This window comes from Pantoea sp. AG1095 (genome assembly GCF_003208415.1).
In the GTDB taxonomy this organism is placed as follows: domain Bacteria; phylum Pseudomonadota; class Gammaproteobacteria; order Enterobacterales; family Enterobacteriaceae; genus Pantoea; species Pantoea leporis.
Genome location: NZ_QKMJ01000004.1, coordinates 238,970 through 253,617, shown reverse-complemented (window position 1 = coordinate 253,617; position 14,648 = coordinate 238,970). Strand labels below are relative to the sequence as shown.

At 50.4% G+C, this 14,648-nt stretch carries 17 protein-coding genes; 8 read left to right on the top strand and 9 right to left on the bottom strand.

Annotation, left to right across the window (positions count from 1 at the left end; translation table 11 throughout):
• Positions 1-78 precede the first annotated feature (78 nt).
• Together DEU53_RS11600 and map are read left to right on the top strand one after the other, a co-directional pair.
• The gene (locus tag DEU53_RS11600; RefSeq protein WP_008106304.1) at positions 79-321 is read left to right on the top strand and encodes a ParD-like family protein; all 243 of its coding nucleotides are present in this window, start codon (positions 79-81) and stop codon (positions 319-321) included.
• A complete protein-coding gene (gene map / locus DEU53_RS11595) occupies positions 321-1,103 on the top strand; it encodes a type I methionyl aminopeptidase (protein ID WP_110867162.1) in 783 nt (260 codons plus the stop codon). Before DEU53_RS11600 ends, map begins: the two co-directional genes overlap by 1 nt.
• A gap of 43 nt (positions 1,104-1,146) precedes the next feature.
• Here the strand turns inward: map and DEU53_RS11590 are convergent, their stop codons facing one another.
• Entirely contained in the window at positions 1,147-2,712 is a 1,566-nt protein-coding gene (locus DEU53_RS11590) for a methyl-accepting chemotaxis protein (protein ID WP_110867161.1), read from the bottom strand.
• Between the two features lie 429 nt (positions 2,713-3,141).
• On the bottom strand, positions 3,142-3,636 hold the full coding sequence (locus DEU53_RS11585) for a DUF892 family protein (protein WP_110867160.1): 495 nt from the start codon (positions 3,634-3,636) through the stop codon (positions 3,142-3,144).
• 425 nt (positions 3,637-4,061) lie between these two features.
• Between DEU53_RS11585 and DEU53_RS11580 the strand changes: the two genes are divergently transcribed.
• Both DEU53_RS11580 and uraH read left to right on the top strand, forming a co-directional pair.
• Complete coding sequence (locus tag DEU53_RS11580; protein ID WP_064740224.1) at positions 4,062-4,265, top strand: general stress protein; 204 nt, start codon at positions 4,062-4,064, stop codon at positions 4,263-4,265.
• 587 nt (positions 4,266-4,852) lie between these two features.
• Entirely contained in the window at positions 4,853-5,275 is a 423-nt protein-coding gene (gene uraH / locus DEU53_RS11575; protein WP_110867159.1) for a hydroxyisourate hydrolase, read from the top strand.
• Between the two features lie 37 nt (positions 5,276-5,312).
• Here uraH and DEU53_RS11570 read toward each other — a convergent pair whose 3' ends face one another.
• On the bottom strand, positions 5,313-6,317 hold the full coding sequence (locus tag DEU53_RS11570; protein WP_110867158.1) for a helix-turn-helix domain-containing protein: 1,005 nt from the start codon (positions 6,315-6,317) through the stop codon (positions 5,313-5,315).
• A 117-nt stretch (positions 6,318-6,434) separates the two neighbouring features.
• Between DEU53_RS11570 and DEU53_RS11565 the strand changes: the two genes are divergently transcribed.
• Entirely contained in the window at positions 6,435-7,901 is a 1,467-nt protein-coding gene (locus tag DEU53_RS11565; RefSeq protein WP_233501734.1) for an MFS transporter, read from the top strand.
• On the opposite strand, the gene DEU53_RS11560 is transcribed toward DEU53_RS11565, so the two are convergent.
• The 4 genes from DEU53_RS11560 to DEU53_RS11545 form a co-directional block, all read right to left on the bottom strand.
• Positions 7,902-8,450 (bottom strand): pyridoxamine 5'-phosphate oxidase family protein, encoded by a 549-nt coding sequence (locus DEU53_RS11560; RefSeq protein ID WP_110867156.1) that lies wholly within the window; start codon positions 8,448-8,450, stop codon positions 7,902-7,904. It lies immediately after the preceding gene.
• Between the two features lie 28 nt (positions 8,451-8,478).
• Positions 8,479-9,054, bottom strand: a complete 576-nt coding sequence (locus DEU53_RS11555; RefSeq protein ID WP_110867155.1) for a TetR/AcrR family transcriptional regulator — start codon at positions 9,052-9,054, stop codon at positions 8,479-8,481.
• Complete coding sequence (locus DEU53_RS11550) at positions 9,051-9,644, bottom strand: NAD(P)H-dependent oxidoreductase (RefSeq protein WP_101761297.1); 594 nt, start codon at positions 9,642-9,644, stop codon at positions 9,051-9,053. The genes DEU53_RS11555 and DEU53_RS11550 overlap by 4 nt, the downstream gene beginning before the upstream one ends.
• Positions 9,645-9,706: 62 nt before the next feature.
• Positions 9,707-10,159, bottom strand: a complete 453-nt coding sequence (locus DEU53_RS11545; protein WP_110867154.1) for a GNAT family N-acetyltransferase — start codon at positions 10,157-10,159, stop codon at positions 9,707-9,709.
• A gap of 146 nt (positions 10,160-10,305) precedes the next feature.
• Here DEU53_RS11545 and eptB point away from each other — a divergent pair, with 146 nt between their 5' ends.
• On the top strand, positions 10,306-11,958 hold the full coding sequence (gene eptB, locus DEU53_RS11540) for a kdo(2)-lipid A phosphoethanolamine 7''-transferase (protein WP_110867153.1): 1,653 nt from the start codon (positions 10,306-10,308) through the stop codon (positions 11,956-11,958).
• A 60-nt stretch (positions 11,959-12,018) separates the two neighbouring features.
• Here the strand turns inward: eptB and DEU53_RS11535 are convergent, their stop codons facing one another.
• Entirely contained in the window at positions 12,019-12,591 is a 573-nt protein-coding gene (locus DEU53_RS11535) for an XRE family transcriptional regulator (protein ID WP_110867152.1), read from the bottom strand.
• 63 nt (positions 12,592-12,654) lie between these two features.
• On the opposite strand from DEU53_RS11535, the gene DEU53_RS11530 reads away from it, so the two are divergent.
• Together DEU53_RS11530 and DEU53_RS11525 are read left to right on the top strand one after the other, a co-directional pair.
• A complete protein-coding gene (locus DEU53_RS11530) occupies positions 12,655-13,164 on the top strand; it encodes a GNAT family N-acetyltransferase (protein ID WP_304465974.1) in 510 nt (169 codons plus the stop codon).
• 29 nt (positions 13,165-13,193) lie between these two features.
• Positions 13,194-13,730: a GNAT family N-acetyltransferase gene (locus DEU53_RS11525; protein WP_110867150.1), complete on the top strand. Its 537-nt coding sequence runs from the start codon at positions 13,194-13,196 to the stop codon at positions 13,728-13,730.
• Positions 13,731-13,732: 2 nt separating this feature from the next.
• Here the strand turns inward: DEU53_RS11525 and DEU53_RS11520 are convergent, their stop codons facing one another.
• Positions 13,733-14,611, bottom strand: coding sequence for a LysR family transcriptional regulator (locus DEU53_RS11520; protein ID WP_110867149.1), 879 nt, complete (start codon positions 14,609-14,611; stop codon positions 13,733-13,735).
• Positions 14,612-14,648: the final 37 nt, after the last annotated feature.

Sequence of the window (14,648 nt, the reverse complement as noted above, 5' to 3'; positions counted from 1 at the left end):
TCACCCCCTTTTTGCATATCCCAGCCTAAAACGGTAACCTATATACATATCACATACGATTCATATATAGGTTGCACCATGGGCATCGTAAAAATCTCTGACTTAATGCATGAGAATCTGCGCATCGCCAGCACGGCGATGAGCCGTTCCATCAACGCGCAGGCGGAACACTGGATGAAGATCGGCATGCTGGCCGAGATTTATCCGTCACTCAATCATCAGGAATTGACGCGCTTGCTGATGCGCGTTGAACGCGACAGCGGCGCGGATTTAGCGCAACTGCTCGACCATCCTTTATTCACCTCGCAGGGAATCGCGTAATGAGCATCAAACTGCACACCGCTGAAGAGATCGAACTGGCGCGTGCCGCTGGACACGCCGCCGCTAAAGTGCTGGAGATCATCACTCCGTACGTTAAACCGGGCGTCACCACCGATGAACTGGACGCGATTTGTCATGATTACGTGGTAAACGAGCTAAAAGTGGTGCCAGCAAATATTGGCTATCACGGTTACAGCAAAACGACCTGTACGTCAGTGAATCACGTGGTGTGCCACGGCATTCCGGGCGAGAAAAAGCTCAAGGATGGCGACATCGTCAACATAGACGTCGGCATCATTAAAGATGGCTGGTACGGCGACACTAGCCGCATGTATTACGTTGGCCAGCCGTCGGTGCGCGCCAAACGTTTGGTGGATATCACCTACGAATCGATGGTGGCAGGTATCAAAGTGGTAAAACCGGGCGCGACCTTAGGCGATATCGGGGCGGCCATTCAGCAGGTAGCGGAAAAAGCCGGTTTCTCGGTGGTGCGCGAATATTGCGGTCACGGCGTTGGCGAGGTGTATCACGGCGATCCGCAGATTCTGCATTACGGCACGCCAGGCACGGGATTGGCGTTACAGGCGGGCATGATTTTCACTATCGAACCGATGATCAACGCGGGTAAAGCCGGCACCAGTGTACTGTCCGATGGCTGGACGGTGGTCACCAAAGACCGCTCGCTGTCAGCGCAGTGGGAACACACCATCGCCGTGACCGAAACCGGCTTTGATTTGTTGACGCCGTGGCCAGAAGGTACCGGCGAATATCCGGCAATTTAAAAAAAGATCCAGAACGCACATGCCGTTCTGGATCACACTCGCATTAAGCGGTTTGACGCAGCGTAAACACGCTTACGCTATTCACCATATTCGCCGCCTGCTCGCTCAGCATCGCCGACGCCGCCAGCGATTGTTCCACCAGCGACGCATTCTGCTGCGTGGTGATATCAATCTGGCTAATCGCGGTGTTGATTTGGCTGATGCCGTCGGCCTGCTCGCTGCTGGCCTGGTTGATCTGCACCAGCAACTCTTTCATCTCAGCCACGTTCGACATCATGCCGTTCATCAATTTATTGGCATCCGTCACCATATCGCGCCCATCGGCAATACGCGTGGACGACTCCTCAATCAAATTACGGATCTCATGCGATGAGGTGGCGGTTTTCTGCGCCAGCGCGCGGACTTCCTGCGCCACCACGGCAAAACCGCGACCATGTTCACCCGCGCGCGCGGCTTCTACCGCAGCATTGAGCGCCAGAATGTTGGTCTGGAAAGCAATGGAATCGATCAGGTTGATGATCTCTGCCATGTGGCTGGCAGAATCATTGATTTCGGCCATTTTGCTGGCGACGTTGTCCATCATGCTGGCATTGCGTCCTACCGTGGTTTCCGCCTTAGCGGAGAGATCGGCGGCAACGTGGGTATTGTTACGCGTATTGCTAATGGTGGCACTGAATTCCTCCACCGAGGCCGCCGTTTGCTCTACCGAGCTGGCCTGCTCTTCCGTACGCGCCGCAAGATCGTTGGTGCCCGACATGATTTCGCTGGCGCCGCCGGAAATCTGTTCTGCGCTAATGCGAATATGACTGACAATATCCGACATCTTTTCCTGCATCTGCTGGATGGCGTTAATTAACTGCCCCATTTCATCCTTTCGCTGTTCATGAAAATCAGAACTGAGATCGCCATCCGCCACTCGGCCAAGAAAGGCGATCACTTTTTTCAATGGCACTGTAATCGAGCGAATAATAATCCAGCCAATAAATGCTGAAAGTAAAATAGCCACTACAAAAATAATCAGCATGGAAATTTTAGTTTTGCCGTATGACGCCATAAAATTATTATAGGAGCCATCCATTTGCTGCTCTTGCAGGGTAATAAACCCCTCAACCTCATCGATATAATTTCTTTGCGCTAATGCAAGCGTAGAAAAATAGAAATTCACTGCTTTCGTTACATCACTATTCACTAAATCGAAGAATACATTTCGCTCTTTAAGGAATTCAGATCGCTTCACTTCCACACGCTTGAGAAATGCGATTGATTCATCATCGGTAGCCAGCTTATTTAACTGCTTATAGGTTTCGGTAATTTTCTTCGAGGCATCCTGAAGATTGCTCTGAATCGTTGTCTGGCGTTGCGCATCAATCGGGCTCAGCAGCAGCGCCTGCTGCTGCACCGTTACGTTGATCTCATCAATTAATCGGTTGCCCAATGCAATAGTGGGATAATCGTCTTTCATCATGCCGTTAACGCCGGTTTCAGCTAAGAACAGCGAATTTAATCCGAGTAACGCCACTAAAAGTAGCATCGCGATATTGAGCATAGAGGATATTGTAAGTTTGGTTCGCAACTTTACATTACGTGAAAATCTTTGAACTACGTCCATTTAGAAACCTCAATGATTTTGATTGAAAAGTAGTGAAGACAATAATGTTGTTTTAAAAAGCAGAAGAGGCTACGGGCGTTAATCAGCAGCATCTCTGCTGTTATCGTCAGCAATTTCATTAACATTAGAGACGATGATTGATAGGGTCACATTTCAAATATCAGACGCGGAGTGTTATTTTGCTGAAATCGATTTCATTGATCAGTTCCATTTACTGATAGGGAATAACATAAAATTCTAAGCCTGGTTTTTTTACTTAATTTAGAATAAAGGTTCTCGCCAGGCTAACAAATAGCAAAGAATGATCCTGATTTTATTAGTTGCAGCAATTTGACTAAGGGAAAACAGTTAGTTTCTCTGTAGCATTTAACATTCAAGCCAAATTGAGCGGTCAGCAGAGCAAGGCTGCCGACCGCTTATAGTTATCCGTCAGACTGTGGCTACCGCGCTATGCAAAATGGCCTCATTCGCCACGTCCGGCAACTGATGAAGAAGCCAATCTGCCATCTGGATTTCATGTTGCAGGATCAGCTGGAAAGTCTTAATGCCTTTGCTGTCCGCCGCCTGCTGCGCTGCGGCCAGTAATGCGGTGTAGGTTGCCACTTTATAGTTACAGAACACGTAGCTACTCACCGCAATGCGCACGCCCTCTTCATTGCGCAACATATCGCTCGCAGCTTGCCCAACGATCGACAATCGTCCTAACGCGTCTTTAAGCGCTGACCAGTTACTGTCGTAGCGTTTCAAAACGTCTTTCACCCACTGCTGCTGTTCAGCGGTTTGTTGTGCATATTGCTTCATACGTGCCTGCAACAGCGGGAACTCCTCCAGCCGCAGCGTAGCTGCCTGCAGCAAAGGCTCTGCATGTTTTTCCATCGCATGTGCATCGCGCAGCCAATCCAGATATACAAATTCCTTGGTCATCAATTTGCTCCGGTAGTGAGAAGAACATCGACAGTTAGCTGCCTGATGGGTATGACATCAGCTCATTTAGGCTAATTGAGCAAAATAAGCGAAGCGTTAATTTAGGCTAAACAAGAAGATTAATTAAACGTAGCAAGCAAGCGTCAAGCTGCAAGTAATGTGCGCAAGAATTGCGATTGAGGTTATAAGTAAATGTGCTTACCGCTTCGCTTATTATCTGGCTAGAGAAGCTTTCTTTTTAATGTTAAAAATCTTAAGCAAGTAACTAATGGTAGTTACATTTAGAGAGAAGTGAAAATTTAACTGGAAGTAACATAAGCAAGCCTCTTAGAATTAAGACTTAAGAGAAACCCAGGCTTGAAACTGGAAAAAATGGCACTACATTTATTTTGCATCATGTTGGTATTTAAAAAAGAGGAGAACCAATGACGGACGCTAAGAAGCTACCCGATGAGGAAGAAAAAAAGCCGCAACGTCGTGGTGGTGCAGGCAACTTCGCAGAGAACAAGGAACGCGCGGCTGAAGCCGGGCGCAAAGGCGGTCAGGCTAGCAGCGGTAACTTCAAAAACGACCCGGAGCGCGCCATTGAAGCAGGAAGAAAAGGAGGGAAAATCAGCCGACGCAAATAACATTCTTCCCAAAAGAATAATCATCTAACATCATTTTACTTCTGCACAACACTCTCCTGATACTGTATTTACGCTTCGCTTAAATACAGATTTATCCATGTCAGGAGGGTTATTTCCAGCTAAAAATCGGTATAATCGATTATTTCTTGATCAACTTCAATTTATTTACCGCTTCGCTTATCCAGGCTTTACCCTTCGCTTATTCACCACAAAATTACATTTGCAAGCTAATAATAAATGCCTGACTCAAAATTATATATGTACATGTTACTTAAGCTGGTACAACTTTTAGAGAAGAATTCTGACAGATGACTCAGAATAATCGGAGGTGGATTAGCCTAGTTGTCGCTCGCTGGTAATTAAATTAACCGCCATTCGTACTGAGGGAGTGACAACAACAATCACCTGCATTCCGTATGCTCGCCCTTCATGGCAACCAGGTTTGCATCAATGCCCGCTAAGATGTCAGCACTTGGTAGATTGCTCGTCAGATCTCAGAAATTTCACATTTAGTCTTATCAATTATGATTTTGTTGTCGAAGCATCCAGGATTGCAGCACATTCACCTGCTTAAAAAGGATGTTTTAATGAAAACTCTCTTTACCTCAGCCAGCGCCATCCTGATTGCGACCAGCCTGTCAGCGGGAGCAGCACAACCGGCAGCACCAAAAAATCCGCTCAGCGTACATGTTTTAAACCTGCAAACAGGCTCGCCGACAGCGGGTATTGAGGTTGAACTCGACCAGAAACAGAACAATAACTGGGTGAAATTAGCCAGCGGCAAAACCGACAGCAACGGCAGAATTAGCGCGCTATTCCCGGAAGATAAAACCGCCAGCGCAGGCAGCTATCGCGTGGTGTTTAAAACCGGTGACTATTACAAAATGAACAACCAGAAAACCTTCTTCCCGGAAATTCCGGTCGAGTTCAATATGGAAAGCAACGGCGAGCACTACCATATTCCGCTGCTATTGAGCCCGTTTGGTTATTCGACTTATCGCGGGAATTAAATTTAAAACGGTCGCCTTAAATGGCGACCCACGGAATCTATTGTGTTATCCCTCTGTCACTAAATGACTTGCGCCAGTTGGTCGGCGTAGTGTTGAGCCGCTGTCTGAAGTGATGACGTAGTGTTTCTGGCGATCCAAATCCCGCCTGTTCAGCAACCTGATCAATGCTCAGCTTGCCGCTCTCCAGCAGTGCGCAAGCTTTTTCCAGCCGCACGCTCAACATCCATTCTCCCGGCGTGGTGCCGGTAGGGTCATGGAAACGGCGTAAAAAGGTGCGGCGGCTCATGCCAGCTTGCCTGGCGAGTTGATCAATAACCAATGGCGTATTGAGGTGATTACGCAAATCATCAAGTAACGGCGAAAGATTTTTTGCCGCACGCTGCGGCACCGGCTGCTGAACCAACTGCGCCTGATTGCCTTCGCGCAGCGGCGGCGTCACCATGCGACGCGCGGTGCGGTTTGCCACTTCAATACCATAATCACGGCGGATCAGATGCAGGCACAAATCCACGCCCGCTGCGCCACCCGCTGACGTAATGATGCTGCCCTCATCAACATAAATCATGCCGTGCTCAACCTGCACCTGCGGGAAGCGTTGCGCCAGAATCTCGGTGCTGTTCCAGTGTGCGGTCGCGCGCTTACCATTCAGCAACCCGGCAGCGCCCAACACGAAACTGCCTGCACAGATCGAAACAATACGCGTGCCGTTGCGATGGGCTTTTTGTAACGCGGCGATAAGCTGATCCGATGCCGGTTCATGTACGCTGCGCCAGCCGGGAATTACGATGGTGCCCGCCTCTTCCAGCAGCTCAAGTCCGCCGTCGACCACCAGCCGCACGCCACCTTGCGCGCCGAATACGCCCTCTTCCACCGACGCGACGTTCAAATCATACAAAGGCTGGCCGAACACCTCGTCAGCGCGCCCGAAAGCCTCAACGGCGATGCCGAACTCAAAGGTACACAGACATTCATACGCCAGCAAAACCAGTCGGCGGTTGAACGGTGCAGGCGAACGGCCATGAAGCGGAGCAATCATTTGCATTTAAGGGTCACCGGAGAAATTGGCACGATCTTGACGATATATGGCATGCAGGCAGATTTCCACTCGCACGCCAATCTTTCATGCTGGCACGCTCTTAACGTATCGCAGGGATTGAATATGAAGAACATGTTGGCGCTGATGGCGGTTTGTCTGGCCGCATTGATGTCGGGACTGGAGATATCCAGCGTACCGGTGATTTTACCGGTGCTGGAAAGGGAGATGCACGCTAGCTTCCGCGAACTGCAGTGGATCATGAACGCCTATACGCTGGCCTGCACCGCAGTGCTAATGGCCACCGGCACGTTGGCCGACACTTATGGACGCAAGCGCATCTTCATCATCAGCATCATCTCCTTCGGCGTGACATCGGTGGTGTGCGGACTGGCGGGCAATGCGCTGTGGCTGATTGTCGGACGTTTGCTGCAAGGATTAAGCGGTGGCGCGATGTTAACCTGCCTGATTGCGATTCTGTCGTTCCAGTTTCCGCAGGGCAAAGCGCGTAGCCGTGCGTTCGCCGCGTGGGGCATTACCTTTGGCTTTGGGCTGGGATTCGGACCCATCATCGGCGGCATGCTAGTTGCCTGGTTTAGCTGGCAATGGGTGTTTCTGGTACACGGATTTATCGCGTTGCTGACGCTGATCCTCGCGCTGAAAAATGTGGTCGAATCGCGCGATGCTGAAGCCCAAAAGCTCGATCTCAGCGGCCTGATTACCTTATCGCTCAGCGTGGTCGGTGCCACCTATCTCATTACGCAGGGCGGCAGCCTCGGCTGGAACAGCGTCGCGGCACAACTGATTTTGCTGGTTACACTACTGAGCGCGCTGCTGTTTGTATGGATTGAGAAGCGCCATCCACATCCGATGTTTGATTTCTCCGTGTTCCGTATCCGCGCCTTTTCCGGGGCATTGATGGGCTCGATTGGCATGAACTTCAGCTTCTGGCCGCTGATGATTTATTTGCCGGTCTATTATCAAAGCGGCCTTGGCTACAGCAGCATGGCAACCGGTTTGGCGCTGCTGGCTTACACTTTACCAACCTTACTGATGCCGCCGCTGGGCGAGAAACTGGTGGTGCGCTTTGGCGCGGCGCGCATGATTCCGCTGGGATTATGCACCATTGGCGCGGGCTTCATGTTGATGAAGTTCGCCGTGGCGCAGCAGATGAGTTTACTGCCGGGCGCGCTGCTCGCTGGAATGGCGCTCGGATTGACCAACACGCCAGTGACCAACACCACAACCGGATCGGTGCCGGGTAATCGCGTTGGCATGGCGTCGGGGATTGATATCAGCGCGCGCCTGATTACGCTTGCCATCAATATCGCGCTGATGGGCAGTTTGCTGGTGGCGGGCATTGCGGCGAGTTTGCAACGCATTATGCCGGGACAAAGTGATTTGCATACGCTGGCCGAGCGCATCGCCGGCGGCGGCGAGGTTTCATTGAACCACGATATTGCCGCGCAGGTGCTCACCGACGGTTTTTCCGACGTGCTGTTGTATGGCGCGGCGGGCGTTTGGGGATTGGCGCTGGCAAGTTTTCTGCTGTTTAACGTTCGTCGCAAGGCGCCGCAACAATGCACGCCATAGCTACGGATGCACCCTTTTGCTGCTGACTAGCGCGCCGTCGTCGGTGTAATTCAGCAACGCTCTTTGATTATCTTCCCGCGCCAGCAGGCACCAATCCAGTTGGGTAATTCGGATTAGCAACACGCCAAAATTATCCTCGGCGTTAGCGACATGATTGGATTGGTGGTCAATGTCACTTCCCGGCGCAGCGCCAGCATAGGTTTGCTGCGTCCGGCGCGATAATCGTTGCCACGCCGCTTCAGCTACTGCGCTGTGCGCGGCGTGCAGCTCGACCTTTCCCTGCAACCGCAGTTGCGTTTTTGCGCTGTATCCCAGAACCGTAACGTCTGGATTAACCGCCAGCGCCTGCCATTTCGGGCTACGCATATCGGTGTGCAACTCCAGCGTGCGTTTGACGCGGTCAACCGCGCGCAGCACCAGCGTCCTTGCCTGCGGCTTGCCCTGTTGATCAACCGACGCGAGCGTTAAGAAGTGAAAACCGGCATCGGGATCGCTTGCGCCGGTTTCCAGTTGTTGCCAGCAATCGCTATCAATCTCGCGTAATGACATCTGTTGTTCCTGTTGGCTGGATAAAAGGTTACTGGTGACGTTCCACCAGCGCCAGAATCAGCGCCTGAAGTTCGGCTAATCCTTGCTGCTGGCTGATGTCACCGCACACCACCGCATGGGAAATCGCATCGGCGGCGCCTAACATTCCCCACATGCTGGCTTGCGGCAACGTTGCCTCCGCAAACCAGCTGCGGAATTTTTCAATGAAATCGAGCTGATATTTACGTTTCACTTCCGCCAGTTCCGGCGTGCTATCGAGCGCCGACAGCACATCTGGAATTTCACGTCCCTGCGTTAACACGCAATCGACGTAACTCGACGCCACCACATTAGCCCGCTCGGCAAGGCTGGCACCGGCAGCATGCATCGCCGCCTCGATAATCGCGTTCTGGCGCAGATCAAAATCTTCATACAGCGCCGCGAGCAGACCGTGGCGCGTGCCAAAATGATCGTAGACCACCGGTTTACTGACGCCCGCTTCTTCCGCCACGCGTCCTAACGTCAGCGCATCGCTGCCCTGCTCGCGCACCAGGTTCCACGCCACGCCAATCAGTTGCTGACGACGTGCCTGATGCGACATGCGCTGGCGAGTGTGTTGATTCATGCCATTTCCTTCACGTTAAAAAGTCGCTGTCCGAGTTGGTTTGCCAGCGTGTAATGCGCGTCGGGATAATGTTCATCGGTTGGCAGCAGCAATTCGCTGGTCACCACCGGCGCGCCGCAATAGCCAAAAATCCCCTCATCGATCTGCGTGCGCATGCTGCTGAAATAGCCCCGACGCACATAGGTGCGCTGGCTCGCCGCGCCCAGCGCCAGCAAATGCACCTGCAAATGGCCGAGCTTTTTCACCACAGTTTGGCCATCATCATCGTACGCCCAACCTTGAGTGAAAACGCGATCGATCCAGCCTTTCAGCTGCGCCGGAAACGACCACCAATAGATGGGATAAACCAGAATCAATGCATCGGCGCGATCCAGACGTTGCTGTTCCGCCAACACATCTGTCGGCGATGGCGCACCACTTTTGAACTGATCGAAATCGGCCTGATTGAAGCGCGGATCGAACTGCTCCGCCGCCAGATCGGCAATTTCATAGCTGTGGCCACCAGCAGCAATTCCTTGTGCCACCTGCGAGACGATGTGGTGCGTGTGTGAATGTTGGTCCGGATGAGCAGTAACGATCAGAGCATGCATAGCGACAACCTCCGTGATGGGTAAACTACTAGTAGTAACTTACCATTAGTAGGTTGTCAAACTCACAGCGTTTTAGCAAAACAGATCGATGCGTTTCTGCCGACGTAAGGTTCGTAGTTCTGGATTTGCGCGTAGCCGCAACGGTGATAAAAAGCCACGGCACGGCTATTGATTACGCGGGTCGATAGCCGGATTTCGCGATATCCCATACTTTTGGCCCGTGTTTCCAGATACTCCAGCAGCGCAGCGCCAACGCCCGGCACGCTACGATCGGAGTACATACGTTTTACTTCAGCAATGTGTTTTGCAAGTGGTCTCAATGCTCCGCAGCCCACGGCATTGCCCGCTTCATCTCTGGCAAGCACCCACAAAGAATGCTGATTGTTGAGCTCCTGGGCGTTGAAATGACTTTTGCCGTTATCGCCGGTTATGACGGCGAGTTCGGCTGATAACTTCTCTACCATTAATTGGGATTCTGATGAGAGAGGATCGGATTGCTGGATTTTGATGTTCATGAAAAGCGTCACCTCCTGATTTTGTTACAATATAACATACTTTAAACTTAGCAACAGTTGAACTCCTTCCCAGTCCCACCCTCTCACTTAAGGTTGTCAATTTTTAGGCAAGTGATTGAGTTGTTTATTATAAGAACGGGGAACACATGTTTATAAAGGGTTGGGTTAAACAGTTTTATCTACCGGCGTTTATTTCGCTCTATATCGGCGTATTGCTTAATATTCCGATTTTTATCCGGCGCTATACGCAACTGCAGTTTGATAATACCCTTTCATTAGTGACTGAGGTCATCGCTGCATTTTGTTTGGTGATGCTGTTAACGTTGTTAACCTCATTAACCGGAAAATATCTGTCGCGCGTATTGATGACCATGCTGGTGATTTTCTCCAGCGCGGCCAGTTATTACATGATTTTCTTTAATATTGATATTGGTTATGGAATCATCGCCGCCGTTTTAGCCACCGATTCACTGGATCTTTCTAAGGAATCGGTGGGTTGGCACTTTGTGCTGTGGATGGTAATTATCAACGTCATTCCGCTGTGGCTAATCTGGCGCGGAATGCGCAGTAAACCCGTTTCAAATATCAGCAAAAAGCGTTACTGGTCTTATAAAACCATCGCCATTGTGATTGCCGCATTAGGTTGCTGGTTACCGTTGAATTTAATGGGCAAGGTGCAGGATGAACAGGACAAGAAAAATAACCGCATGATGGCCAGCTACGGCGGCATTGTTGCCGGTACTTATTCACCGTCTAACTGGTTATCAGGCGTTGGCTTGCTGGCATACAGTTCATTCAGTCAGGCTGAAGACAACCGTAATCTATACGATCCCGCTGAACACTTTAAATACGTCCCACCGAAAAATGCCGATAACTTGTATATCGTGTTTGTGATTGGTGAAAGTGCCCGCCGCGATCATATGGGTTTATACGGTTACAATCGCGACAACACGCCTTATCTCGATCACGAAAAAAACCTCGTTCACTTGCAGGGTTATTCCTGTGATACCTCAACCAAGCTCTCGCTGCGCTGTATGTTTGTCAGAGAAGGCGGCGCCTCAGAAGCTCCGCAGCGCACCCTGAAAGAGATGAATGTCTTTACTGTGATGAAGAAGCAAGGTTTCTCGGAAGATCTCTATTCCATGCAGAGCGAAGCCTGGTTCTATAACAAAGTCATGGCCGACAGTTATTCAATGCGCGAATCTATTCAGGCGGAGAAGCGTAATGTCGGTAAGCCGGTGGATGATATGGCGTTAATTAATGAACTGCAGGACTCCATTCAGCGCCATCCGCAGGGTAAACATATTGTAATTCTTCACACCAAAGGTTCACATTATATGTATACCGAACGCTATCCACGGGCATTCGCGCGTTACACACCGGAGTGTCAGGGCATTGATGATGCCTGCAGCACGCAGGAGATGATCAACTCTTACGATAATAGTCTTTTGTATACCGATTATTTTCTTAAGCAGACGTTCGATAGCCTGAAAGATAAAAATGCCATCGTGTTTTATGCCTCCGATCACGGAGAATCGATTTCCGACAATCTGCATTTCCACGGCACGCCACGCGATCATGCGCCGATGGCGCAGCGCACGGTGCCAATTATGGTTTGGGCATCCGATAAGTTTTTAAGTGACAGTAATAACAAAGCGTCATTTGCCAAACTGCAGCAATTGCAGAACGACAAAACGCCGGTATTCCATGAGAAGTTATTCGACTCGATATTAGGCTGCGCTGGCTTTACCTCACCAGATGGCGGAATTAATTCGCTCAGGAACTGGTGCGCGCATTAAAGCACAATCCAGGCGGCAGTTTTAGGTCCATTAAACATGGATGTTCAACTGCTGCTGACCTTATTTGAGTACTATCACCGCATAGCGACAAGGTTGTTCCGAGTCATTCCTGAAAATACAGTCGGCGGGATCGCCCAGTTCAAGACAATCACCCGTCTGCATTTCAAAGATTTTTTCGCCTTCATGAAAACTCAGTTCGCCCTCTAAAATCCAGATAAGCTGACGGCGCGACAGATAGGAAATTACCGGCATCGGCACGCTAACGCCGGGCGGCAATTCTATGCTGACAAGATCGAGCGGTATTTGCCCCGGCGAAACATGTCGTCGGATATATCCCGTCTCAGGATCCTGCCAAATCGGTTGCTGATGCTGTTTCAGTAATGTGCCAGTCTGCACTTCGCTCAACGCGATCAATTGCGACATGCTCAGATCAAACGAACCCGCCAAACGTGCCAGCAACGTCGCCGTAGGACTGCTTTCGCCACGTTCAATTTTATGGATCATCGCCCGTGAAACGCCAGACTGCTCAGCCAATTCGGTAAGTGACCAACTGCGCTTTTCCCTTTCAGCTTTCACTTTTTTGCCAATTCGCGCGTTTAAATCATCTTCTTTAGTGGATTTTTCGTCTGACATAGTAGATATATAAGATAGTGTACGGAGCGTCTACTTTAGTGGCATACAAGCGAGGTGTCTATGGTGAACATACGTTCGGCAGTTGAAAAAGATGCACCAGTAATCACGGATATTTATAACGATGCAGTGCTGAACAGCACAGCCATCTGGAACGATAAAACGGTAGATATTGCAAACCGAATCAAATGGCTCTTGGATCGGCAATCAGCAGGATTCCCGGTTCTGGTCGCCGTAAATGAAGAGGATATCGCGCTCGGTTACGCTTCCTATGGTGACTGGCGTCCCTGGGATGGATACCGTTATACGGTCGAACATTCGGTCTATGTCCATAATGCCGCTCAGGGAAAAGGTATTGGATTAGCCTTAATGCGGTCACTTATCACCTACGCAACCACGCAGGGAAAACACGTGATGGTGGCGGGTATTGAGTCTGAAAACACACCTTCAATCGCGTTACATCGTAAGTTAGGATTTACCGACGCCGGACAGATTCATCAGGTAGGAACGAAATTTCACCGCTGGCTGGATCTGACATTCATGCAATTACGGCTGGATAACAGGGACAATCCTTAATTGACGATGACGTGCTAAATGGAGGAACTATGACGCCAGAAATCAAAACGCAACGATTAATCCTGAAACCTCTGGAAAGCGGTGATGGGCAGGCGATACAAATCGCCTTTCCGCGCTGGGAGATCGTGCGTTATCTCAATGCTGCCGTGCCCTGGCCTTATCCTGAAGGTGCCGCACAGGATTACGTTGATAACGTGGTGTTGCCCGCCGTTAAGGAAGGTCGAGGCTGGTGCTGGAGTATCAGACGTCAGGAGAAGCCAGAGGAATTAATCGGTCTGATCGAACTGCGCGATGCAGAAAATGATAACCGCGGATTTTGGCTGGTACCTGAGTGGCAGCAACGTGGCTATATGAGTGAAGCCTGCAACGCCGTGAATGATTTCTGGTTTAAAACGCTGGGCCGCGAAGTATTACGTGTGCCAAAAGCGGCGGTAAATACTGGCTCAGTGAAGATCTCACTTAAATCCGGCATGCGTCTGATTGAAACTGGCAAAAAAGAGTATGTCGCGGGTGTTCTCGATTATGAATTGTGGGAATTAACCCGCGATGAGTGGCTATCACATTAACATCAAGAGGGAACGTGTTCCCTCAATGCCGTCAGTAAGCGGCTGACCAGCGGTTTGGCCTCATTTCTCCGCCATACCGCATAGAGATTCACATACAGCGCCAGCCAGGGTACTTCAACAACAATGACAGACGACGAAGCAAGCCGCGCAAGACTTCGCTGAATAAAGGTAAATCCCAGCCCTGCTTCAACACAGGAGAGCGCCGCCAGTGGTCCGCTAACCTCAAGCCGAATATCAGGCGTAAACCCACTCACTTCACACACCTCAAGCAAGCGGTTGGACACTGCCGTATTTAGACTTTGCTTATCGGCGATCCAGCGCTTCATGTGTAACTGCTCAGGTCTGGGATCCCTAATTGCCTGTTCTATTGGCATAGCCAGCACCACCGGCTCAACTAACACGCTTTGAAAGGCAAAACAGTCATCCTCTTCCGGCTCGTTATAAACCAGTGCCAGATCCAGCGCATGATTCGCTAGCGCATCGATTTGTGCCTGTGAGCGTAAGGCATGGAGCTGTATATCAACTTTTGACGAGCAATTTAACCGGGCAAGGCTTTCAGGAAGTAGAAGTGAGTGAATGGCCGCTTCGACATAGCCAATATCAAGCCTGCCCGACTGACCATTCTTCAAACTTTTACCCAGTCCATTCAGACGATCATGGTGCAAAAGCAATGCCTTCACTTCTGTCAGGAACTGCTTGCCCTCGGCGCTGAGATAGAGGCGTTTCTTTTCCCGATGAAAAAGTGCCACACCTAACTCATCTTCCAGTTGCTGAACCTGGCGGCTCAAAGGGGATGCTGAAATATGCAATTTCTCAGCTGCCTGACCGATGTGCTCGAGTTCGGCGACGAGAGCAAAAGAGCGCAATAACTTAATGTCCATAACTTTTCCGGTCACAACTCAGTCGAGAATGATGATA